A 22,417-nucleotide genomic window follows, 5' to 3' on the forward strand; every position below is an offset into this window, starting at 1 on the left:
GCTCACACACACAGAAGTTTTTCTCGCTTGAATAAGGAATTTTTTTAATTTCCATCACTATGTAGCCCTCTCATTTTATTTAGAATTTCTTTAATATTCAAATAATTTAACTTGCTATTTTACTCATTTTTTATTAAATTTTACCTGTTTGTAATCATTTTGTAATAGATGTACTATTTTTTAAATTATATAATATTTTCAGACTTTTAACAAGGCTTTTAGACCCTTTTTTTTACATAATTATGCATATTTAACAAACTATTCATAATTATGTAGTTTATTGAATATTAATTAGTATTCATTAGAAAACTTGGCTTATCGTTAAAGGAATTCTTAGTAAGCGTACTTTGCTTTCTTAGAAGCCCTTATGCTCTGGAGTGCAAGCCTTAATGGCGGAAGCCTTAGTTACACTTATGTAAATAAGAAAATTTTATACTTTCTTATCTACTAAAAAATATACCCACTACTTCATCAGTAGTGAGTACATATATTTGCCCTTATTTTTCTCTTGCTTTATATTCATCGTTGTATTTATCATTATACAAATGACATGCTACCCAGTGTTCTTGTTTATATTCCTGCCACTCAGGCTCTACTTTAGAACAAATATCCATTGCATGTGGACATCTAGTTCTAAAACGGCAACCACTTGGTGGATTTATTGGACTTGGAACATCACCTTCAACGATAATTCTTTCTCTTGATCGTTCCACTTCAGGATCTGAAATTGGAATAGCGCTTAACAATGCTTGTGTATACGGGTGTAGTGGCTCTGCATATAAATCATCACTAGTAGCAACCTCAGCCATATTACCCAAATACATAACGCCTACACGGTCACTAATATGCTTAACCATGGAAAGGTCATGAGCGATAAATAGATACGTCAATCCACGTTCGTCCTGCAATTTTTTCAATAAGTTTACAACCTGTGCTTGAATAGATACATCAAGTGCAGAAATTGGCTCATCAGCTACAATAAATTGCGGATCAACTGCTAAAGCCCGGGCAATTCCAATACGTTGACGTTGTCCGCCACTAAATTCGTGAGGATAGCGATTTCCATGGTCTTTATTAAGTCCAACTGTTTCTAATAGTTCGTTTACTCGATCAGTACGTTCTTTTTTCGTTTTAACTAGTCCATGGATATCGATGCCTTCTGCAATAATATCCTTAACTGTCATTCTAGGATTTAAGGATGCATAAGGATCCTGAAAGATCATTTGCATATTGCGATTAAACGTTTTAAGGTCTTTTCTGGATTTTTTGGCATGAATATTCACTCCGCCGAAATCCACGCTTCCTTCTGTTGCTTCATATAATCGTAGGATTGTTCTTCCGGCAGTTGATTTTCCACAACCTGATTCTCCAACTAGCCCAAATGTTTCTCCCTTATATATATCAAAGGATATCCCATCAACAGCCTTCAAATAATTATTTCTATCCATTTTAAAATGTTTTTTTAAATCTTTTATCTCAAGCAACTTTTCTGATTTGTTAACCATTTACTTTCAGACCTCCTACTTTTGCAGACTCAGGAGGTTCTACTTTTGGTGCACGTTCATCTAATAACCAGCAAGCTGTTTTTTGTGTATCAGATAGCTCCGTATATTCTGGCATGTGATTTTTACATACTTCCATTGCATACGGACAACGTGCCGCAAAAGGACATCCCTTTGGTGGGTCTGCTAGATCTGGTGGTGAACCTGGAATTGCTTGTAGTTCATCATCTCCGCCATCAATCTTAGGCATTGAACCTAATAACCCCCATGTATATGGGTGTTTAGGGTTATAGAAGATTTCATCTACATTTCCTGTTTCGACAATTTTCCCACCATACATAACTGCTACACGGTGTGCAGCATTTGCTACAACACCTAAATCATGTGTAATTAAGATAATCGCAGTACCTGTTTGCTCTTGTAAATCACGCATTAAATCAAGTATCTGTGCTTGTATAGTAACATCAAGTGCTGTTGTTGGTTCATCTGCAATCAGCATCTTCGGGTTACACGCTAAAGCAATAGCAATCATCGCACGTTGACGCATTCCACCAGAGTACTCATGTGGGTACTGATTAATACGAGCATCAGGATTTGGAATGCCAACAAGCGTTAATAATTCCACACCACGCATATGCGCCTCTTTTTTTGTCATATTCTGATGCTTAATTAAACCTTCAGCAATTTGTTTACCCACAGTCATTGTAGGGTTTAATGAAGTCATTGGGTCTTGGAAAATCATACTAATATCTTTTCCTCGAATGTCTTCCATTTGCTTATCAGATTTTTGTGTTATATCTTCTCCGTTAAACATGATGGATCCTCCGTCAAATTTACCGGGAGGCATCGGAATCAGACGCATGAGTGACTGTGCGGTAACACTTTTCCCTGACCCCGACTCACCCACAATTGCTAATGTTTCTTTTTCATTTACTTCAAAAGAAACACCACGTACGGCTTTAACGTCATCACCATATGTGCTAAACGATACAGAAAGATCGTTTACTTCTAATATTTTCTTCATTATCGTTTCCTCCCATTACTAGCGTTCTTTTGGATCCAACGCATCTCTCATACCATCACCAATAACATTAAATGCCAGCATTGTTAAACAAATAAAGAACGCTGGAAAGAATAATTGGAATGGATAATATTGAAGGGCTGGTAAGGCGTCTGATGACATAGTCCCCCAACTAGCTAGTGGCGCCGGAACACCAAGGCCAAGATAGCTTAAAAATGCTTCCGTAAATATGGCACTTGGAATTGTTAGCGTAAGTGTAACAAGAATCGGGCCAAACGTGTTAGGTACTAGATGTCTTCCCATTATTCGTAAGTTACTAGCACCTAATGATTGTGCGGCCATGACATATTCTTCTGATCGAAGTTGCATAACCTGACCACGTACAATTCTGGCCATGTTAATCCACCCCGTAATTGTCATAGCTAATATTAGGGTCCATAACCCTTGCGGCATAACAACCATTAATAAAATAACAACAAGTAGATATGGTACACCATATAAAATATCAGCGATACGCATCATATATTCGTCGACTTTACCACCAAAGAAACCTGAAACAGAACCCCAGATAACTCCAATTATTAAGTCGATAAAGGCTGCTGCTAGACCGATGAATAATGATATTTTAGCACCATACCAAGTTCTAGCAAACAAATCTCTCCCCAAATTGTCTGTTCCAAACCAGTGCTCAGCAGAAGGAGATTGGTTTGCTTTCATTAAATCATTCGTATAATAGTTTTCACCGGAAATCGGGCCTCCGATAAAAGACATAACTGCTAAGAAAGCAATCATAACAACACCAAATAATGCTAATTTATTTTTCTTAAAGCGGCGCCAAGCATCCTTCCAATAGGAAGTACTCTCACCAGCTATTTTTTCAGCTTCAGCTTCACTATAGTGAATAGGTTTAAAATCTTTCTCTTGTAATTTTAACTGTGACATTATTTTTTACCCCCTTTACCGGCTACTTTAATCCGAGGGTCGATCAACCCATAAATAAGGTCTACTATTAATATAGATACTAATAGAAGGATACTAAAGAACACTGTTGTTCCCATAATAATTGTATAATCTCGGTTTGTAACACTTTCAACAAATTCTTTTCCTAATCCTGGAATACCAAATATCTTCTCAATTACAAAGCTCCCCGTCAAAATGGCAACTACTAACGGGCCTAAATATGATACAACTGGCATAATCGCATTTCTAAGTCCATGTTTGTATGTGACAACACGATCACTTAAACCTTTTGATTTTGCCGTCTTGATATAATCTGAACTCAATACTTCAAGCATACTGGAACGCATTAAACGCGCAATAAATGCCATAGGCGTTGTAGCTAATGCAACTGCCGGAAGTATCGTATGCGCAAATGACTCGAATCTAGCAACTGGCAAAGCTTGCAATTTAATAGAAAATATATACTGCAAAACTGTTGCCATGATAAAACTTGGTACTGAAATTCCCATTACGGCTATTACCATTGCAGTATAATCACCGAATTTATTATGCTTAATGGCGGCAATTACACCTAACAATACCCCTATTGATAAAGCTATAAGTATTGCTTCTGCCCCCAATATAAGCGAGTAAGGGAAACTTCTGTTAATAATATCTGTTACTTCTTGTCCAGTATATTTAAATGATGGACCGAAATCCCACTGTGCAATTCCTACTAGATAGTCAAAATACTGCTGGTACATGGGATCATTTAACCCATACGTTTCATTCATTTGTTCTTCAATTTTCGGTGGTAACTTTCTTTCTGATGCAAATGGACCACCTGGTGCTGCCTGCATTAAAAAGAAGGTAATTGTTACTATGAAAAGTAGGGATACAATAATATAACCTATTCGTTTCAACAGGTATTTGGCCATACGCTTACACCTCCATATTCCTTCTAATGATTGAAAAACAGAATAGATTACCAATTAGATTATCGTATAATTAACTGTTTTTCATTCTTTTAATCGAATCAATCATTTGAATTTTCACTTTTTTACACAAAAAAACAGGAGTGAAATCAATCACTCCTTTACACTTCATTACCTCTATCAAGATCGTTTGACTAGTTTGATAGATATAGTGAACTGTTTATAAGTAAAGTACCTTTACCTATAATAGTTTTGCTTTGTTGTTTAAATGATTGTTATCAAAGGAGTTTGATTCATGTTGTAGTAATCTGATGTTAGATTTGAGTAGCTAAATAACCAAGATAGGGTATATAGAAACGACTATATACCCTATATTAGCTTTTCTTTTGATGGTAAATCTCTGTTACTTAAAACTATTATTCAGCTGCAATGTAGCCCCATTTGTATTGAATTCCACCCATTGGTGAAACTTCAACATTTTTAACTTTCTCATCACTTAACCACACGTTTGTGTAGAAGTAGATTGGTGCAATTGGCATTGCATCCATGAAAATCGCTTCCGCTTCACGAAGGATTTCTTCGCGTGCGTCTGCATCAGTTTCAGTTCTAGATTCTTTTAATAGTGCTTGGTATCCTTCATCTTCCCAATTAGTGTAGTTGTTCCCACCAACTGTGTTGAAAATTTCTAGGAAGTTAATTGCATCGTTAAAGTCAGCTAACCAACCCATACGACCAACTTGGAAGTTACCTTCACCCATTGTATCCAAGTAAACGTTCCACTCTTCATTGTTAAGTTCAACGTCTACATCAAGGTTTTGTTTCCACATATCCTGAACTGCTTGAGCAATCGCAGCATGTGCTTCACTTGTGTTATAAGAAAGGTTTACTGTTGGCAATTCATCCAAACCTTCTTCTTCTAGACCTTGTGCTAGTAATTCTTTCGCAGTTTCAACGTCATTATCTCCGAAGTAACCTTCGTTATTTTCTTCAAAAATTGACGGTGGAACTAGTGCCATTGCTGGCTGTTGCTCACCTTGGGTGATGTTGTCTACAATACCTTGACGATTTATCGCCATTGCAAACGCTTTACGAATGTTTGGATTATCAAATGGCGCTTCCTCTACGTTATAAGCATAGTAGTATACACCAGCTAATGATGAAATGTTCAATGTTCCGTCAGCTTTTCTTGACGGAATAGCTGATAATGGAAGTGAATCAGTTGGAGATCCAGCCCAATCCAATTCGCCATTGTCATACATAGTTAATGCAGTATTTTCATCATCAATCATAAACATGTTAATTGTTTCAAGTTGTACAGTTTCTGCATCCCAGTAGTCAGCATTTTTCTGTAGTACGATTTGATCTTTATGAGACCATGATTCTAGTGTGAAGGGACCATTTGTAACATAATTTTCTGTTACTTCTTGTGCCCAATCATCGTTTCCTTCAACCACACTTTGGTTAACAGGATAATACGTGTGGAATGCTACTAAATCTAAGAAATATGGTGTAGGTTGTTCAAGCTCAACTACTAACGTTTTATCGTCTTCAGCTGTAACTCCTACATCATCTAAAGAACCTTCTTCATTTTTAGCTGCTTCCGCGCCTTTAATAGAATATAGCTGATATGCATAGTCAGTGTCAGGACTTGCAGGGTCTAATACCCATTTCCATGCATATTCGAAATCTTGTGCAGTTACAGGGTCACCATTTGTCCATGTAGCACCTTCACGAATTGTGAAAGTATAAGTAGCTTGGTCTTCAGACATTTCCCATTCCTCAGCCATAGCCGGTTCTACTTCGCCATCTTGGTTAATACGAGTTAACCCTTCAAACACCTGGTCAAGCACAGCACTTGATGTTGTATCAGATGCTTTACCTGGGTGTAGTGATGGTGGCTCAGACTTAATGTTTACATTAAGTACTTGTTCCTCAGCAAGTTCACTGTCACCAGCTTCTTCCGTTTCGCCATCATCTGTTCCTTCCGTTTCTTCTGTATCTGGATCAGCTTCTGTTTCTTCTCCGCCTTCGTTATCATCTCCACCACAAGCTGCTAAGAAAACACTCATAGCAAGAACTAGCGTAAGAAGTAAAGACCATTTTTTCCAATTCATACTTTGACCTCCCTATTAATTCCCTGTTAAATTTAACAGACAATTTTAATTCTTTTATAAATTATCTGTGACTTTATTATACTATTATTTCAAAATTATTTCATCATTTTTTCATAAAAATTGTCTTAAAATTTATTTCGAACAAGGAATATTTCGTAAATTGAAATAACGGTAAACCTTGATACTACAGTTGTTTTGACAAATAGTTCTCATTTTTTCATTAAATATATAGTCTAAAAATTTCTAGTAACTACTAACTAGAATTAACTCAGTTATGTTAATTAATTGGATGCATTATAATAGTTCAAAAAAGAGAGTTCTATTCAATAGAACTCTCTTTTAGTAGTTTCACTTTAAACTTATCTATATATATTATGTTTGGTTAATTAAATATTCCATCAAAGAAGTTACTGATTAATTGGAAAAAGTCATCAAAAAAGCTTTGTACTTTATTCCAAAATCCTTCATCGTCTATAAGATCCCCAAGTTGATTTTGAACTTTAGACGCAATATCGGTTAATTGATTTTTTACTTGGTCGAAATCAATGTTCAAATCCCGCATTTTTTCAAATAGATTAATTAGCATTTGACGATCTTCTTCACTAAGCGAAATCTCAAGCTTATTTAATTGTTCTGTAACAATTTGTTCGACTTCTTCCTTTGTTGCAGGATTTTGATCAGCAATTGCTTGTTTTATTTCTGTGATCAGTTCACTAACCTTTTCCTTGCTTAATCCATCTGCATTAGCAAGGTCGGTTGCTACACCAAGCTCTTCATTTGCAAGTTCCATACGTTCTTTGTCCAGTTGTTCTCCTTCAACGTCATACGCTTTATAAATCCCTGTTAATGCAGAGTGTCCACTTACCTTTACGGGTGAAGCAACATCTACTGTTGCATTTTCTACACCTGCTGTCAGCAGTGCATTCGCATACATCTCGCTTGATACTTCGGTAATGTTATCAGGAGTAACAATGTTGATCGTTAAACCTGTTCCCTCTTCTTCACGCACTATTTTTGCTGAAGAAAACATCCTTGAATTTGGGTCTCCACCAATATAATTTGCAATATCCTGACCTGTAACAGAATACTCTTTAACCGCTTCTGGGTCAGTCACTTCTAATAACTCTTGTGTCTCGCTTTTTTGCTGATCTGTCAGAGTATCACCGTAAACAATAATAGGCACACCGAGTTTTTCATTTATACTGTCCGAGTCATCTGTGCTTTCGTCTGCTTGAATTGGAATAGTAAGTCCAAAAACTAATCCAAGAATAAAGGTAAATAAAGCTACTATTTTCAGATACTGTCTCATATCGTATCTTCTCCTTTGGAAAAATATTATACATAATTGTATGCTCGTCCAATTAAATAAGAAGAATTTTCATTCAAAATCATTATAACGTTTATTTATCCAAATGAACATAATTTGTATTTTTTCTTCTATTATTGGAAGAAAAAAACAGTGCATAACACTTTCATTTTCATCTCATTTCCTATATATTTAGGGTAACGAAATAATTGCAAGAAAGAAGGTCTTTGTCATCATAGATCAAGAACCTATAGTTAAACGAAACTTAGCAATCATGTGGTTTGCTAACTTTTTTATTGCTGGAAGTATTACCATGGTACTCCCATTTATCTCATTATATATCGAAACATTTGGTAACTTTTCAGATTCTTATGTTCAAAGTTGGTCTGGATGGATATTTGGGATTACATTTGTTACCGCTTTTTTATTTTCACCTTTATGGGGGCGTATTGGTGATAAATATGGAAGGAAAAAAATCTTAATTATATCTGCATTTGGTTTAGGCTTATCTGTTTTCCTTATGGGATTTGCCACTTCGGTATGGCAGCTCTTTTTATTGCGTTTGTTGATGGGGATTTTTACAGGCTTTATTCCCATGTCGCAAGCTTTAATTTCAACACAGACCCCAAGAAAGATTGCTGGAAAAGTACTAGGCACACTACAAACCGGTAGTGTTACGGGCACATTAATGGGGCCATTACTTGGTGGAGCATTAGCTGATGTGTTTGGGTATGCCACTACATTTAAGTGGGTGTCCATTACCATATTTCTTTCTGCACTTATCGTAATATTTGGCATAAAAGAAGTGCTGATGAAATTTTCGGATGATAAAGATCACCAGGAATACTCAAGTAAAGAAGTAATACTACACATCGTTAAAAACCCTGTTCTATTAATGGTTATGTTAATATCTATGCTCGTTCAAGTGGCACATTTTAGTATTCAGCCCATATTATCGTTATTTGTCGCTGAAATACATGGCCCTGCTAGTATTGCCTTGTTTTCGGGAATGGCCTTTTCTGCAGCAGGGCTCGGAAATCTGATGATGGCTCGTAAATGGGGACAATTGGGTGATAAGTTCGGATATATAAAGATTTTAATATTCCTTCTGTTTATGGCTGGTATTGTCTATTTCCCAGGCGGTTTTGTAACAAATATCTGGCAGTTACTGATACTGCGCTTTTTACTGGGTATGTCAATAGGAGGCATAATCCCTGTACGTGTCGCGTATATACGGCAGGAAGCACCATTATCCATGCAAGGAGAAGTGCTTGGCTACAATACTAGCCTCCGGTTTTTAGGCAACATTATTGGTCCAGCACTAGGTGGAATGTTGGCCGGTTTCTTTGGATTCTCTGCGGTATTTATGGTTACGAGTGTATTATTAATAATTTGCGGAGTAATCTTACTCGGTACATGGTATAAACATGAATATGAAGGACGAACATCACGCACACTATCATCAACTAAAGGCTAAAATATAAGGTTCTGAATATTTCTGTAGTATATTTTAAACAGATGTGTAGTTTTACCAATGTAAAATTCATACACAAACATTGATTTATATCGTTGGATATGCTAAAACTAACAGAGTCAAAAGAATTTTGATGATCCTTAATTAGAAAGAAAGTGATAGCTATGGGTATAGTCGTCGTTGAGGTTTGTGACGGAAATGCAATCACTACTTTAGATATAGAAGCAATAATTGAAGCAGAATTTCCTGAAGTAGCCGTATTGATGAACGAATGTTTGTCGTTTTGCGGTCTTTGTCGGGTAAAGCCATATGCACTAGTAAACAATAAACGCGTTTTCGGTAACACACCTGAAGAATGTTTAGATAAAATAAGACAGGCCATAAAAGAAGAACTAGCTGTATATCAATAACAGCTAGTTTTTTTTGGGCTATTTTCGTAAAGTTAGTTGCTTTTGAGAGAATAAATGTAAACTGCGACGTAACTGCTAGGGTTGATTTCCGTTGCGGGCAGTCGCTTTCCGCGGGCACGGCTTCAGCCTCCGAAGCGGAAAACCACCGCTGCGGGGTCTTCAGACACGTGCTATTCCCGCAGGAGTCACCGCCCTCCGCTCACCCGAACTGGTAAGGTGTTTTATCAATACAGATACAGTCCCACGACAGTGAAGGAAATAACCAGTGGAGGAAATACACGTAGATCCCTTGAAAATACAAACCGATTTTCTGCGTGCGATGTCTAGCTATGTAGCTTTCCTTAGCCTGAGACCCCAGAGAGCGTTAGCTCGAGGAGGCTCATCAGCCGCCCACGGGTAGAAGACACTGCGCAGTGCAACGAAGCAGATGTCGCACTTGTACCCGGATGGGTGAAAGCGAAGTGTATTTCCGTAGCGGTAGGTTAACCGTCACATCAAGTTACGTCGCATTTTATATCAACTATGAAAATGAAAAAGCAACAATGGATGCGAAAACAGCCTTTCTTTTAAATAGGAAAATATAACATTTTCCTACTGCATAAGTACGACTAGGCTTTTGCTATAAAGGCTTGGCGATAAGCCATTTTTACTAAAAGCTTTTTTGTCGATTCCTAGAATATAATCATTTCCCAGGAAATATATTGTCGAAAGTTGTATATTACAGACTCGCCTTGAAGATCTCAATAGAATCTTGCTTGGTTAACTTTTTAAAGTTTCCAAACTCCGGACGCGCTCCAACAGTCTTCTCAGCCATTAATTCAACCGTACTCTCGTCTATTGAATAATCAACTAGGCTAGATGGTGCCCCAATTCGATTCCAAAATTCACGTAACTCTTTAATTCCCTCAAGCGCTACTTCGCGATCGGACTTTCCTGCAACCTCCACGTCAAACACCCGAATAGCAAGCTGTTTAAATCGGTTAACATTTTCATCCATTACGTGTTCCATCCAATGTGGGAATAAAATAGCTAATCCCCCTCCATGTGGAATGTCATGAACTGCTGATACAGCATGCTCCAAATTATGACTTGCCCAATCTCCACGATAACCCATATTCAACATGCCATTTAGCGCCAAAGTTCCACTTAACATGATTGTTTCACGATATTCGTAGTTTTCAAGGTCATCAAGAAGCATTGGTGCCGTTTCTATTACTGTTCGTAAAATAGATTCACAAAATTGATCCTGAATAGGAGTATTTGCTGTGTGATGAAAATAATGTTCGAGAACATGTGACATCATATCAACGATCCCATATATTGTTTGATCACGTGGAACGGAGAATGTATTTGCAGGATCAAGAATGGAAAACTTCGGAAACGTATTTGGTGTTCCCCAACCATGTTTTTCGTTCGTTTCCCAGTTTGTAATGACAGACCCTGCATTCATTTCTGAACCAGTTGCTGCAAGTGTTAGTACCGTTCCAAAAGGTAAGGCATCCGTTACTTTTTCTTTTTTGGTAACGATTTCCCACATATCTATGTCCGTTTTTGCTCCTGTTGCAATTGCTTTTGTGCAGTCTATCGTGCTTCCTCCTCCAACAGCCAGTAAGAACTCCACACCTTCTTGTTTACAAATTCCCACACCTTTACGCACGGTAGAAATACGTGGATTTGGTTCAACCCCTGATAATTCGAAAACATCTGCACCAATTTCGTTTAATTTTCCGATTACATCATCATATATACCATTACGCTTAATACTTCCACCACCATATACAAGCAGTACTTTCTTTCCGTACTGTTGTACCTCTTTAGGCAATGCATCAAGTTGTCCTTTTCCAAAAATTAACTTAGTTGGATTATAATACGTAAAATTTTCCATGTTACTGCCTCCAGAAACTATTTTTTGTATACAACTACATCCATTTCAACTAATACATCTTTAGGCAGCCGGCTAACTTCCACCGTTGCCCTTGCTGGATATGGCTCGGATAAATAATCTCCATAAATCTTATTTACAGTTGCAAAGTCATCCATCGAACTTAGATAAATGGTGAATTTCACAACTTGAGAAAAGTCAGTGTCCGCTTCTGTTAAAATAGCTTGTAAATTTTGTAATACTTGCTTGGTTTGGTTGTCAATCCCCTCAACTACCTCACTCGTGCTAGGATTCAACCCAATTTGTCCTGAAACATAAACGAAATCTCCAGCTTGAATCGCCTGTGAATACGGGCCAATAGCCGCCGGTGCGTTTTCTGTATGTATTGCTTTAACCATACTAATTTCCTCCTTTAAGTGGTAAGTTTCACCCAATCCTTAAAAACTTGCTTTGTTTTATTAAATAATAACATTTTTGCTTCCCTCATTGCTTGTTTCACGTTTATATCAGAGCTAGTAATCGCATGAACTTCGGTGAACTTTTTTTGCAAAAGCTGATCATGATCCACAATCGTTCCTGCAATGAGAATAACAGGAATATTATACTTTTTAGCTAATCCAGCCACATAACCTGGTGCTTTCCCATCTATAGTCTGCATATCACTTTTACCCTCACCTGTTAACACAAGATCAACGCTCTTAAGCGAATCCTCCAAGCTAGTTGTATCTGCTACCAGCTTTGCACCAGAATCAAGCGTTGCACCTAGGGTTAAAAACGCAAACCCTAATCCACCAGCAGCGCCTGCTCCAGGATAAACTGCAAGCGATGCTGATAGTGAATTAGCTTCTATACACAACTTACTGTAATTTTTCATTGCTTGATCTAATTCATCTATCTGAACGGGGGTTGCACCTTTTTGTGGACCAAATATGTAACTTGCACCACGTTTACCAACAAGCGGATTGTCCACATCGCTTGCTACGTATATTTCACAGTGAGCAATTCGTGGGTCTAGTGTGCCCAGTTCAACATGTGTAATATTCATGAGATCCTTACCATAAATAGAAACAGATGTACCACTAGCATTTTTCATTTCTGCACCTAAAGCACAAAGCATTCCAAAACCGCCGTCATTTGTCGCACTTCCACCCAAACCAACTACGAATTTACGTATACCATAGTCTAGAGCAATACGAATTGCTTCTCCAATTCCGTAAGTTGTTGTCTGGTATGGATCCCGAGATGTTTCAGGAGTTAATGGCAGACCCGCAATGGATGCTATTTCTATGATAGCTGTATCTTTATTAACAATTCCAATAGCTGAAGCAATTTTTCCCCCTAGAGGACCAACAACCGAGACGGGAATTTCTTCACTTAATGGAGCAGCAGTCATTAACGCATCAAGTGTGCCTTCTCCTCCGTCAGCCATTGGTTTTAATATAATTTCAGACATAGGTTCCACTTCACGTATTGCAGCTTTCATAACATTCGCTGCCTCAACCTGTGAAAGGCTTCCTTTATACGAATCAGGTGCAATAACAATCTTCATAAAGACACCCCTCTATTCCATAGCTAAAACATTCCGATATTCCATCACATCTCGGACATAATAGATATCCCCGTAGCATGCATTATACTGTTTTGCCTCTTCCCGTAAGCACCGGTAATCTGATTGGTTAGAAGCGTTTTGATACATCTTTTGTGAAAAATCAATTGCAACCTCCTGGGAATAGGAACCAGACTGTTCCTTAACGTAATCAATAAACCCTTTACCAAAATTATAAGATTGAATTGCTAATTCCAGATCTCCACCCGCAGCATCTAAGGTTTCTGAAAAATAATAGACTCCCTGTCTGATTGAATGTTCAGGGTCATTGATACAGCCTCTTTCTCCGCAATAGCTTTCCGATGACTGCATCGGGTCATTCCCACGCCCGCCTGATTCCTGCATCATCATCGCTAGGAGAACATCCGTATGTGCTGTTACATTATATTTTTTTGCATATTTTTCAACAAGCAATTCGTACCCTATCACTTCATCACTAATAGAGGTGTGTGATACTTGAAATGTTTGATCTGTTTTCGTAGCTGATAGTAGCGACACGGCAACAAATACTGCACAGAGCATAACCCCAATGAATAGTGATTGCTTGATCGCCTTTTTCGTTTTCGGTTTCATGTAATCCCTCTATTATTCTTAGATGTTATTAATATTCCAACCACAAGACCGTACAAGACATGGCCAGAAGTCCAATAAAGAAAAGCTTCCATATCGGTGACACTAGGGGTTTTTACTGATAAAGAAGTCGGTAAAAATAAGGCCATTCCAATAACAGTGTTGAGAAAAATATACAAACTCGTTTTGTGCGTAACTTTGATGGAATCCAATGCATAATAAAGCACAAAAACCAGTATGCTAGAAACAACTATGTGCAAAAGGAATTCAATTGATTCCTGCATTTCCCAATTTTTAAGCACTGGAATATAATCAACATTCAGTAAAAGAATATATACTTTTTCGCCTGTTAAACGTTCTATTACCTTTAAAAATCCACCCAGTATCAATCCTGCAACTATACCCACAATTAACAATCGATATTGTAGTTTCATAGATTATTCTCCAGCTTCTTATTTTTTCTTATTAAATAATTCCTTTTCCCGCCATCTTCCAAATCGATAATACAAGTACGCAAAGAAACTGCTGAACACAAAACTGCTTCCCATTCCAATCGCAATACCAATATCACCAAACCACGTTGAAGACAGCCAGGTCATTGGATAGCGCAATACCCAAAATGAAATTATGTTCAACACTAGTACTTGGTACATAGCTCCAGAAGCTCGAACGATTCCATTCAATATGAAATTAATTCCTAAAAACGGATAACATAGTGCAATAATTTGTAAATACTTCGTTCCAAATTGAACAGCTTCTTCTTCCTGTATAAATAATCGGACTCCATATTCAGCAAATAATACTACTAAAATGCCTACAAATATCATAACAGAAAAATTATACAGCACGCCATATTTTGCGACACCTTTAACTCGTGACCAGTTACCAACTCCAATATTCTGACCAGCCATACTACTAACTGCCGTCCCTAATGCATGAGCCGGGAGCATCAGAATACTGTCTAACCGTTGTGCGGCACTAAACCCCGCAACAACATCATCACCAAAACCCGTAACCACACTCATAATGGCCGCCACTCCAGCAGAGATGACACCCATTTGCAGCCCTGAAGGAATGCCCAGATTTAAAATTAACCCAACTTCCTGTTTGGCAGGGAAAAATGGCATACTAAATGGCGCAAGTTTATGACGCAGTACATAGAACATACCGTAAACAAATGCACTCCCTTGGGCTGCAATTGTCGCATATGCTGCACCATCAATCCCTAAGTTAAAACCTGCAATAAAAAGTGGATCGAGAACAACATTTAGTGCAACCGCCGTCATAACAAACCTTAATGGTGTTTTACTATCACCCAACGAGCGGAGTACGGTACTAATAAAATTGTAGCCAAATAGAAATAAAATTCCCAAAAAGTTTAGCTGTAAGTACGTATTTGCTGCCTCCATCATGCTTTGAGGTGTGCCTAATAAGGTTAAAAGGGATTCAGAAAAGAAATAGCCAACCAATCCTAATATAACTGACAATCCCGTTAATATAACAACAAACGCATTTAAGTAACGTTTTAATCCTTGCTCATTATCTTTACCCTTTTGTTGGGAAAGAATCGTTAATGCAGCATTATTCAAACCAATTACGAATGATAACACTGTAAAAATGATGGTACTTGAAACAGCGACTGAACCAAGGGCATTCGCACCAAGTAAATTACCTACCCACAAGCTATCTGCAAACTGATAGGAAGTTTGTAATAAGTTGGTGAGCATAATGGGGCCAGAGAAAAATATAAGTTGCTTCATTAGATTTCCTTGGGTAAAGTCATGCTGCTTCTTCATACATAGCCAATCCTTTCATCAAAACCTCTAGTTATTATTTTAGCATGCTCGGGAAATTTTTACGCCCTAATAATATTTTTCAATAGTCTTAATTGTGTGATATTATAAAAATGTACACGTACAATTTTATAAAGGAGATGTTTCGTATGATGCAAGTTCCATTAACAGTAGGATCGATGCTTGAACATGCAGAAAAGTTTTTTTCAAAAAAACAAGTCATCTCACAAACACATGACAAATTACAAACGTTCACCTACGCTGAAATTGGCCAGCGTACACGCCGTCTAATGAGTGTACTAGAAGAAATCGGTATTCAAAAAGGGGACCGGGTTGGTACCCTCGCCTGGAATCATCACCGGCATCTGGAAATTTACTTTGCCGCACCTGGTATGGGAGCTGTATTACATACCATCAACATCCGGTTATCACCCGAACACATCATTTACATTATTAACCACGCAGAAGATAAAGTTTTATTCATCGATGAAGATGTCCTACCTCTAATAGAAGCCGTTCAAGACAAGTTAACAACTGTCAAAACCTTTATTATCATGACTGATAAATCCGAACTCCCAGAGTCAAAGCTTAAACCTCTATTTTCATATGAAGAATTACTTCACACTGGAGATCCAACATACTCATTTGCAAGTGACATAGATGAAAATCAGCCAGCAGGAATGTGTTACACTTCTGCAACAACTGGAAAACCAAAAGGCGTCGTATACTCGCATCGAGGTATTGTACTTCACAGTTTTGCGTTAGGTTTAAAAGACTCCGCTGCAATTTCCGAATCAGACGTATCGATGGCAGTTGTTCCACAATTCCATGTAAACGCTTGGGGGACACCTTTTGCATGCACATGGTTCGGTTCCACACAAGTAATGCCTGGACCTCGTTTTACACCAAAGCGCCTTGCCGAATTTATTGAAAAATTCAACGTTACCATTACTGCAGGTGTACCTACCATTTGGCTTGGGTTATTACGTGAATTAGATCAAGGGGATTACGATACCTCTAGCTTAAGGGCTGTGCTTTGTGGTGGATCAGCTGCACCAAAGGGACTTATTCAAGCATTTGAACAGAAATATAATATTCCATTTGTACATGCTTATGGCGCAACTGAAACCACACCATTAGTGACTATTTCCCGGTTAAAGAGCTACCAAGAAGGTTTAAGTGATGAAGAGAAATTAGCTCAACGCGCCAAGCAAGGTGCTCTAGTGCCTGGAGTTGAAATGAAGGTGTTAGGAAATGATGGTGAAGTAGCTTGGAATGGAAAAGAAATGGGGGAACTACTTCTTCGTGGCCCTTGGATTGCCAGTGAATATTACAATGATGATCGTAGTGAAAGTGCCTTTAGCGAAGGCTGGTTCCACACCGGTGATGTCGTTACAGTTGATGAAGAGGGCGCCATCAAAATCGTTGACCGTACAAAGGATCTAATTAAAAGTGGTGGCGAATGGATTTCTTCGGTTGATTTAGAAAATGCTCTCATGGCACACGAATCGGTTTTTGAAGCAAGTGTTATCGCTATTCCAGATGCGGAATGGCAAGAACGCCCAATAGCTTGTGTGGTATTGCATGAAGGCTTTTCTAATAAGGTCGGAAAGGAAGAGTTACTCGATTTCCTCCGTCCTCAATTTGCAACATTCTGGATTCCAGACGATGTGTTGTTCCTAGATGAAATACCGAAAACGTCCGTAGGTAAATTTTTAAAACGGCAATTACGTGTACAGGTAAAGGAACATTATAATATACAAAACTAAGAAATTAGAGGAAATCGACTAGTGTTTGTCAATTTCCTCTTTCGTTTCTTACTCCTGATTATTCATCTGTAAGTGGCACCTTTTCAGAAAAACCCTTGGTCAGTGAGTTCATAATTTTTTCCAATGACTCTTCTTCACATATCGCCCCAACGCCTTGACCAGCCCATAAGGACTGCATGTCCGAAATAGCAAAGTCTTTACCAGCTGCACGAATATCCTTCGTTAACTCGTTTTGGACGGGAAAAGGTAAGACGGGACAGTTACTTTTCTCAACTTCTTTGACAAAGCAATTTTGTATAGCACGTGCAGGCCTACCTGAAAATACTTTAGTGATTACCGTACCCTCTGTTTCGGCTTTCATAAGTGCTCGGCGGTATGCTGTATTTGTTCCAGCTTCTTTCGCTATTAAGAAACGTGTACCCAACTGAACTCCTGCAGCCCCCATGGATAATAATGCATGAATTTGTTCTTTAGTATGTATGCCGCCTGCTGCTATGACCGGTAATGAGATTTCATCCACCATTTCCTGAAGTAATACATGAAGACCAATATTACAACCATCAGGATGTTTTCTAATATCAAATGTACCACGATGACCTCCCGCTTCGAACCCCTGTGCAACGATTACATCATAGCCCGATTCAGCTAGCATTTTTGCTTCACTTATGTTTGTAGCCATGCCAATTAACGTCACATCTTTTTCTTTTAACCGATCTATTAATACCGAGGACAAAGCTCCGAACGCCGTACTTACGATTGGTATATTTTCCTGTAAAATAATATATATCTTTTCCTCTAAATAATCATATACCTTAACAGAATCACTACCTCTATCTATATCCAGTTCATCTCTAAATTGATTTAATACCATTTGCATTTCTCTAGTGTCTGTAGAAAAAGCTTCTAGATTAGTTGCAAACAAATTTACTGCAAATGGCTTATCGGTTAAGTTTTTTACCTGTTGAATCTCCTTTTGTAATACACTCGCACTCATATAACCTGCACCAATTGTTCCAAGCGCCCCTTTATTGGCAACAGCAGCAACAAGTTCAGGTGTGGTTATTCCACCTGCCATCCCAGCTTGAATAATAGGAACTTTCATTCTGGTTTTATCCAAAAAATGTCTCAAGTGTAATCCCTCCGATTCCATTTTATCCGTTTTAAACATTACACAACTACTAGGTATCTATATAAAAGCTGCTTTATAGCATTATCGCCATAAAGCAGCTTTTTGTTTAGGCATTGCCCTCAGGGACAGCCTCATCTTGTTGTTTATTTTTGTTGTGTTTAAACCATTGTATTAGAACAATAAGTCCAAAGATTGCTATCCCCAGTATATCTGTCCATATATCATGGTTGATTAATACAACCGCAGCACCTACTGCAAGAATTCGTTCAATCCAGCCAAATTTAGCAAACAGATAGCTTTGAATGAATGTTGACCAGGCAATAATGCCTATGAAAGCAGTTGTAATACTCCATACAACAGCAACCCATGTTGCAGTTTCATCTTGTAATATCAATATCGGATTCATCGTGAATGCAAACGGAAGCAATAATGCACCCATATCAAATTTGAACCCTTGAATACCCGTCTGTACTGGGTCTGCTTTTGCAATACCAGAAGTTGCATATGCGGGTAAATTAATAGGTGGTGTATCATCTGCTAAAATACCATAATAGAATACGAATAAATGTGCAGCCAATACAGGAATACCTATTTGAATTAATGCCGGTGCCATAACCGCTGCTAATACAATATATGTTGCAGTTGTCGGTAAGCCCATCCCCATAATAATACATGCAAACATGGTAAATAATAGAACAAGTATTAATTGGTTATTCGCCAAATCAAGAATCAAACTTGAAAGAATCGGCCCTAGACCAGTCATCGTAACAACACCTGTTAAAATACCAGCAGACGCACAAGCTGCCACGACACTTAAGGAGTTTTTCGCACCAATTTCTAGTGCCATAAAGAATTCCCTAAAACCAAACCGATTTGGTTCTTCCCCTTTTATCTTCTTACCTACTGCATACCATATAAGGGCAAATAATAAGCTCCCCGCTGATACCAGCGTCACATATTCGTTTAATCCAAATAAGAGATGTCCAGCATACGCCGCTCCAATGAAGAGTAACGAAACCAGGAATCCTGATCCAAAACTCTTTTGCAAACGATGTGAAAATAAAGCAATGGTTAATGCACCTACAATTGCCATAAATGATGCTAATATTGGCGTTAGTCTTAGTACTAGAAGTGTTATAAGTGCTATAACCGGAAGAAGTAAATAACCCCTTCCACCTAGAATTTTCCAAGGCGCTACTAATTCTTTTCTAGGAATACCTTTTAAATTAAATTTACTCGCTTCCAAATGGACCATAAATAGAATGGCAGTATAACTAAGGATAGCAGGAATTGCCGCAGCAGCTGCAATTTCCAGATACGGAATTCCAGTAAAATCAGCCATGATAAATGCTGCTGCACCCATAACAGGTGGCAGCAATTGTCCACTGGAGGAAGCTGCAACCTCAACTCCACCTGCTACATGTGGCCGAAAGCCGGTTTTCTTCATTAACGGAATCGTAAAAGTACCAGTTGTAACTGCATTTGCAACAGAACTACCCGATATAGAACCCATCAAGCCTGAAGAAACTACCGCAGCTTTTGCTGGACCACCTTTAAAGGAACCAACTGCTGAAACCGCTAGGTCGATGAACATGCGCCCAGCACCTGTTACTTCCAAAAAGGCTCCAAATAAAATAAAAATAAAAACATATTGTGCTGAAACTGTAATCGGAGTACCAAATATACCCTCGTTCGATAAATACATAAATTCAGCAAGTTCATTCCACGTGAAACCCAGGTGATTTATTATATCTGGTAGAATCGCATAAGACCCCATAAATTCAGGTAAGTAAAGGTCACCAAGCAATGCATAAGACATAAAGATAACTGCTAGAATAACCAATGGTTTACCAACTACACGTCTGGTACCCTCTAAAACTAGTAAAAGGGCAATGACCGACATTGTTGTGTCCATCACCGTAGGGTTCCCAACTTTTCCTAATATGTCATCAGATATCATCACGATATATATACCTGTAAATGCCCCAACTCCCGCTAATGCAAGATCATACCATGGGATATTCTTTTGACCGAGGTTTTTCTTATACGGAAATATTAAAAATATGAGGGTTAATGCAAATCCGAGATGAAGTGCATTTTGTTGCATACGAGGTAACATGTCTATCCCTGCAGTATATAAGTGAAACAAGGACATACTAACAGAAATAATTAATGTGATTATCGCCATCCAACCGAACAACGTACGATCACTACCCTCTAACTCATCAACTTTCTTATTTAATTCTTTGACATCAAGATCTTGATCTATATTTGAGTTAGCCATAAAGGCTCGCCCCCTTCACTCATATACTGCTAGATAGTTTTTTAATCCAATACGTTAGTACGTTTTCTTTTTCTATAGAAATGGTAAAGTTTTTGCCAACAAACGGAGCTTCAGATACATTCCACTGCTTGCCATCTATCTTAATGATCTGCTCGTTCATGGGTACAGCATGTAATGATATGTCGGTAAAAACCTGATTAATATCATCAATCACATAAAATCCGTCTTCCAATCGATCCGTAGCACCTGGTGGAGGCTTTGTTTCAATGCCTGCTCCAAAGCTACAGTTCCAGCTTTCCATTAAAACCATTTCGTGATTATCGTTTACTTCGAACTTTTCAATAATCAGACACTTAGCAACAGAATGAATATATTCTGAGGAGAAAGTTGTATCGGCATTCACCTGTTCCATAATCAAAATGTTCTCTTCTTCGTCAATAGCATACATGACATGAACATTTGAAAGAAACAAGTAAATGCCGATAGCAATGAAGTAAAATGACCACACAAGCCTGCTTTTAAGCAGGCTGTGGGTAGTTTTAGAGGTACGCATTAATCTACAGAAACGCCCTCTTCTTCATAATATTTGGCTGCACCTGGATGTAAGTCAATTGACATCCCATCTAATGCTGTTTCTAACGTAATATCTGCTCCACGAGCGTGTGCAGATTCTAACTCTGCTTGATTTTCAAACAATGCTTTTGTCATGTTGTATACTGTATCTTCTGAAAGCTCACTGTCAATAACCATAATAGCCATAACTGCTACAGTTGTAATATCCTCTGATTGACCATAATCTCCGTACGTATCTGCTGGAATATTTCTTTCTGTATAATAGGAATACTCAGAAGTCAACGTTGAGATAACATCGTCCGGGATAGACAATACGTGAACATCTTTATTAGCTCCTAATTCCTGAATAGCACTTGTAGGTGCACCAGCTGTTATAAATGCAGCATCAATTGTGCCGTTTTGCAAGCCTTGTGAAGCATCACCAAAACCTAGGTATTCAGCAGTAATGTCATCATACGTAAGCCCAGCAGCATCAAGTACTTGACGCGCGTTTGCTTCAGCACCACTACCTTGGTCCCCTACAGCAACATTCTTTCCTTCAAGGTCATCCAGTGAAGTAATTCCACTGTCTTGAGTCGTCACTATTTGAATATCCTCTGGATAAAGTGACGTGAAACCTGCCATATTATCTACTGTGTTCCCTTCAAAATCACTTAACACTTCACCGTTTACTGCATAATAAGCAATATCATTTTGTACAAGCGCTAGTTGGTACTTTCCTTCAGCCATTTCCTGGGAGTTTGCAACAGAAGCACCAGTTGATACTGCGTTTGCACTAGATACTCCTTCAACATCACCAAAAATTTGTTGAGCCATTGCTACTCCAAGCGGGTAATATGTACCACTAGTTCCACCTGTTCCGATCGTCACGCGTACGTCTCCACCATCGCCGCCTTCTCCATCTGAATCGCCACCGTCATCCTGTGCACTACCACAGCCTGCTAACGCTAACAATAGAACAATTAATAATAATCCAGTCAATTTTAGATTTTTCACTAAAATTACCCCCTTTTATCCATTTTATTTGTAGTTAAATTTTAACCGTTTCAGCTAATATGTCAAGCATTTGAAAATTATGAGAATATTACATTTCTAGCACATTTACATATT

General features: G+C 38.2%; 19 protein-coding genes. 3 read left to right on the forward strand and 16 right to left on the reverse strand.

The window, feature by feature from the left end:
* Positions 1 to 497: 497 nt before the first annotated feature.
* From ACFQ3N_RS00910 to ACFQ3N_RS00935, 6 genes are all read right to left on the reverse strand, one after another.
* Positions 498 to 1,505, reverse strand: a complete 1,008-nt coding sequence (locus tag ACFQ3N_RS00910) for an ABC transporter ATP-binding protein (protein WP_390358661.1) — start codon at positions 1,503 to 1,505, stop codon at positions 498 to 500.
* On the reverse strand, positions 1,498 to 2,526 hold the full coding sequence (locus tag ACFQ3N_RS00915) for an ABC transporter ATP-binding protein (RefSeq protein WP_390358663.1): 1,029 nt from the start codon (positions 2,524 to 2,526) through the stop codon (positions 1,498 to 1,500). Before ACFQ3N_RS00915 ends, ACFQ3N_RS00910 begins: the two co-directional genes overlap by 8 nt.
* Positions 2,527 to 2,544: 18 nt before the next feature.
* Positions 2,545 to 3,465 carry an ABC transporter permease gene (locus ACFQ3N_RS00920; RefSeq protein WP_390358665.1) on the reverse strand — a complete coding sequence of 307 codons (921 nt, stop codon included), beginning with the start codon at positions 3,463 to 3,465 and terminating at the stop codon, positions 2,545 to 2,547.
* A complete protein-coding gene (locus ACFQ3N_RS00925) occupies positions 3,465 to 4,400 on the reverse strand; it encodes an ABC transporter permease (protein WP_390358667.1) in 936 nt (311 codons plus the stop codon). The genes ACFQ3N_RS00920 and ACFQ3N_RS00925 overlap by 1 nt, the downstream gene beginning before the upstream one ends.
* A 413-nt stretch (positions 4,401 to 4,813) precedes the next feature.
* Positions 4,814 to 6,511 (reverse strand): peptide ABC transporter substrate-binding protein, encoded by a 1,698-nt coding sequence (locus ACFQ3N_RS00930; protein ID WP_390358669.1) that lies wholly within the window; start codon positions 6,509 to 6,511, stop codon positions 4,814 to 4,816.
* A gap of 382 nt (positions 6,512 to 6,893) precedes the next feature.
* Positions 6,894 to 7,820: a DUF1002 domain-containing protein gene (locus ACFQ3N_RS00935; RefSeq protein WP_390358670.1), complete on the reverse strand. Its 927-nt coding sequence runs from the start codon at positions 7,818 to 7,820 to the stop codon at positions 6,894 to 6,896.
* A 271-nt stretch (positions 7,821 to 8,091) separates the two neighbouring features.
* Between ACFQ3N_RS00935 and ACFQ3N_RS00940 the strand changes: the two genes are divergently transcribed.
* Complete coding sequence (locus tag ACFQ3N_RS00940; RefSeq protein ID WP_390358672.1) at positions 8,092 to 9,294, forward strand: MFS transporter; 1,203 nt, start codon at positions 8,092 to 8,094, stop codon at positions 9,292 to 9,294.
* Positions 9,295 to 9,455: 161 nt separating this feature from the next.
* Positions 9,456 to 9,701: a DUF1450 domain-containing protein gene (locus tag ACFQ3N_RS00945; RefSeq protein ID WP_390358674.1), complete on the forward strand. Its 246-nt coding sequence runs from the start codon at positions 9,456 to 9,458 to the stop codon at positions 9,699 to 9,701.
* A 718-nt stretch (positions 9,702 to 10,419) separates the two neighbouring features.
* On the opposite strand, the gene ACFQ3N_RS00950 is transcribed toward ACFQ3N_RS00945, so the two are convergent.
* Genes ACFQ3N_RS00950 through ACFQ3N_RS00975 form a run of 6 tightly spaced genes read right to left on the reverse strand, consistent with a single transcriptional unit; the run spans position 10,420 to position 15,555 of the window.
* Entirely contained in the window at positions 10,420 to 11,586 is a 1,167-nt protein-coding gene (locus ACFQ3N_RS00950; RefSeq protein WP_390358676.1) for an iron-containing alcohol dehydrogenase, read from the reverse strand.
* A 17-nt stretch (positions 11,587 to 11,603) separates the two neighbouring features.
* Positions 11,604 to 11,981 carry a RidA family protein gene (locus tag ACFQ3N_RS00955; RefSeq protein WP_390358677.1) on the reverse strand — a complete coding sequence of 126 codons (378 nt, stop codon included), beginning with the start codon at positions 11,979 to 11,981 and terminating at the stop codon, positions 11,604 to 11,606.
* A gap of 14 nt (positions 11,982 to 11,995) precedes the next feature.
* Positions 11,996 to 13,132, reverse strand: a complete 1,137-nt coding sequence (locus ACFQ3N_RS00960) for a glycerate kinase (RefSeq protein ID WP_390358679.1) — start codon at positions 13,130 to 13,132, stop codon at positions 11,996 to 11,998.
* A 12-nt stretch (positions 13,133 to 13,144) separates the two neighbouring features.
* The gene (locus tag ACFQ3N_RS00965) at positions 13,145 to 13,762 is read right to left on the reverse strand and encodes a lysozyme family protein (protein WP_390358681.1); all 618 of its coding nucleotides are present in this window, start codon (positions 13,760 to 13,762) and stop codon (positions 13,145 to 13,147) included.
* Positions 13,759 to 14,193, reverse strand: coding sequence for a hypothetical protein (locus ACFQ3N_RS00970; RefSeq protein ID WP_390358683.1), 435 nt, complete (start codon positions 14,191 to 14,193; stop codon positions 13,759 to 13,761). The genes ACFQ3N_RS00965 and ACFQ3N_RS00970 overlap by 4 nt, the downstream gene beginning before the upstream one ends.
* Before the next feature lie 18 nt (positions 14,194 to 14,211).
* A complete protein-coding gene (locus tag ACFQ3N_RS00975; RefSeq protein ID WP_390358685.1) occupies positions 14,212 to 15,555 on the reverse strand; it encodes an MATE family efflux transporter in 1,344 nt (447 codons plus the stop codon).
* A 146-nt stretch (positions 15,556 to 15,701) separates the two neighbouring features.
* On the opposite strand from ACFQ3N_RS00975, the gene ACFQ3N_RS00980 reads away from it, so the two are divergent.
* The gene (locus tag ACFQ3N_RS00980) at positions 15,702 to 17,321 is read left to right on the forward strand and encodes a long-chain fatty acid--CoA ligase (protein ID WP_390358687.1); all 1,620 of its coding nucleotides are present in this window, start codon (positions 15,702 to 15,704) and stop codon (positions 17,319 to 17,321) included.
* Positions 17,322 to 17,379: 58 nt separating this feature from the next.
* Here ACFQ3N_RS00980 and ACFQ3N_RS00985 read toward each other — a convergent pair whose 3' ends face one another.
* The 4 genes from ACFQ3N_RS00985 to ACFQ3N_RS01000 all read right to left on the reverse strand — a co-directional run bounded on the left by ACFQ3N_RS00985 (position 17,380) and on the right by ACFQ3N_RS01000 (position 22,303).
* The gene (locus ACFQ3N_RS00985; protein WP_390358689.1) at positions 17,380 to 18,489 is read right to left on the reverse strand and encodes an NAD(P)H-dependent flavin oxidoreductase; all 1,110 of its coding nucleotides are present in this window, start codon (positions 18,487 to 18,489) and stop codon (positions 17,380 to 17,382) included.
* Positions 18,490 to 18,556: 67 nt separating this feature from the next.
* Positions 18,557 to 20,734, reverse strand: coding sequence for a TRAP transporter permease (locus ACFQ3N_RS00990; protein ID WP_390358691.1), 2,178 nt, complete (start codon positions 20,732 to 20,734; stop codon positions 18,557 to 18,559).
* 19 nt (positions 20,735 to 20,753) lie between these two features.
* Positions 20,754 to 21,206, reverse strand: a complete 453-nt coding sequence (locus ACFQ3N_RS00995) for a DUF1850 domain-containing protein (RefSeq protein ID WP_390358692.1) — start codon at positions 21,204 to 21,206, stop codon at positions 20,754 to 20,756.
* 80 nt (positions 21,207 to 21,286) lie between these two features.
* Positions 21,287 to 22,303 (reverse strand): TAXI family TRAP transporter solute-binding subunit, encoded by a 1,017-nt coding sequence (locus ACFQ3N_RS01000; RefSeq protein ID WP_390358694.1) that lies wholly within the window; start codon positions 22,301 to 22,303, stop codon positions 21,287 to 21,289.
* Between the last annotated feature and the right edge of the window lie 114 nt (positions 22,304 to 22,417).

The sequence above is a fragment of the Virgibacillus byunsanensis genome (genome assembly GCF_042675965.1).
Classification (GTDB): domain Bacteria; phylum Bacillota; class Bacilli; order Bacillales; family Amphibacillaceae; genus Virgibacillus_R; species Virgibacillus_R byunsanensis.

Coding starts and splice junctions, on each gene's coding strand:
- ACFQ3N_RS00910 (WP_390358661.1), bottom strand. CDS start 1,505: ATGGTTAACAAATCAGAAAAGTTGCTTGAGATAAAAGATTTAAAAAAA.
- ACFQ3N_RS00915 (WP_390358663.1), bottom strand. CDS start 2,526: ATGAAGAAAATATTAGAAGTAAACGATCTTTCTGTATCGTTTAGCACA.
- ACFQ3N_RS00920 (WP_390358665.1), bottom strand. CDS start 3,465: ATGTCACAGTTAAAATTACAAGAGAAAGATTTTAAACCTATTCACTAT.
- ACFQ3N_RS00925 (WP_390358667.1), bottom strand. CDS start 4,400: ATGGCCAAATACCTGTTGAAACGAATAGGTTATATTATTGTATCCCTA.
- ACFQ3N_RS00930 (WP_390358669.1), bottom strand. CDS start 6,511: ATGAATTGGAAAAAATGGTCTTTACTTCTTACGCTAGTTCTTGCTATG.
- ACFQ3N_RS00935 (WP_390358670.1), bottom strand. CDS start 7,820: ATGAGACAGTATCTGAAAATAGTAGCTTTATTTACCTTTATTCTTGGA.
- ACFQ3N_RS00940 (WP_390358672.1), top strand. CDS start 8,092: ATGTGGTTTGCTAACTTTTTTATTGCTGGAAGTATTACCATGGTACTC.
- ACFQ3N_RS00945 (WP_390358674.1), top strand. CDS start 9,456: ATGGGTATAGTCGTCGTTGAGGTTTGTGACGGAAATGCAATCACTACT.
- ACFQ3N_RS00950 (WP_390358676.1), bottom strand. CDS start 11,586: ATGGAAAATTTTACGTATTATAATCCAACTAAGTTAATTTTTGGAAAA.
- ACFQ3N_RS00955 (WP_390358677.1), bottom strand. CDS start 11,981: ATGGTTAAAGCAATACATACAGAAAACGCACCGGCGGCTATTGGCCCG.
- ACFQ3N_RS00960 (WP_390358679.1), bottom strand. CDS start 13,132: ATGAAGATTGTTATTGCACCTGATTCGTATAAAGGAAGCCTTTCACAG.
- ACFQ3N_RS00965 (WP_390358681.1), bottom strand. CDS start 13,762: ATGAAACCGAAAACGAAAAAGGCGATCAAGCAATCACTATTCATTGGG.
- ACFQ3N_RS00970 (WP_390358683.1), bottom strand. CDS start 14,193: ATGAAACTACAATATCGATTGTTAATTGTGGGTATAGTTGCAGGATTG.
- ACFQ3N_RS00975 (WP_390358685.1), bottom strand. CDS start 15,555: ATGAAGAAGCAGCATGACTTTACCCAAGGAAATCTAATGAAGCAACTT.
- ACFQ3N_RS00980 (WP_390358687.1), top strand. CDS start 15,702: ATGATGCAAGTTCCATTAACAGTAGGATCGATGCTTGAACATGCAGAA.
- ACFQ3N_RS00985 (WP_390358689.1), bottom strand. CDS start 18,489: ATGTTTAAAACGGATAAAATGGAATCGGAGGGATTACACTTGAGACAT.
- ACFQ3N_RS00990 (WP_390358691.1), bottom strand. CDS start 20,734: ATGGCTAACTCAAATATAGATCAAGATCTTGATGTCAAAGAATTAAAT.